Source organism: Merdimonas faecis (genome assembly GCF_001754075.1).
In the GTDB taxonomy this organism is placed as follows: Bacteria; Bacillota; Clostridia; order Lachnospirales; family Lachnospiraceae; genus Merdimonas; species Merdimonas faecis.
Genome location: NZ_MIEH01000061.1, coordinates 1 through 515 on the forward strand (window position 1 = coordinate 1; position 515 = coordinate 515).

The window sequence follows — 515 nt, forward strand, 5'->3', positions numbered from 1 at the left end:
GTATCACAACTGAAAACAATGATATCTGAACAGACTGAGCTGATCAAATCTCTCCGTCTTATTATTGACGAAAAATCCAGTCACGAGAAAGCGCTGCAGGAACAGGTAGATTATCTGACCAAAAAGCTTTTCGGCTCATCCAGTGAAAAAAGATCCGATGACATTCCGGGACAACAGAATCTCTTCGATGAAGCGGAAATGGAACAAGCTTCCTCTTTGCCGGAAGAAGAGACCGTGATCCGGGAGCATACCCGTAAAAAGAAGGCAACCCATGAGGAGCTTTTCAAAGGCCTGAAGGTTGAAAAAGTAGTGATCCCTCTTCCGGAAGAAGACCAGATCTGCCCGGTCTGCGGCACGCAGATGATCCTGATCGGCGAGGAGTATGTCCGCCGGGAACTGGAATTCATTCCTGCCACCTGTAAAGTGATCGAATACTACAGCCAGAGTTACGGATGCCCAGCCTGCAAGGAAGGACTCGGCGATACGGAAAAGCCTGTGATCGTAAAGTCTCAGGT

Annotated in this window: 1 protein-coding gene; it reads left to right on the forward strand. The window is 48.3% G+C overall.

Annotation, left to right across the window (positions count from 1 at the left end):
• Positions 1-515, forward strand: a 515-nt coding sequence (locus tag BKD12_RS16215) for an IS66 family transposase zinc-finger binding domain-containing protein (protein ID WP_176731004.1), incomplete at both ends; no start/stop codon positions are given.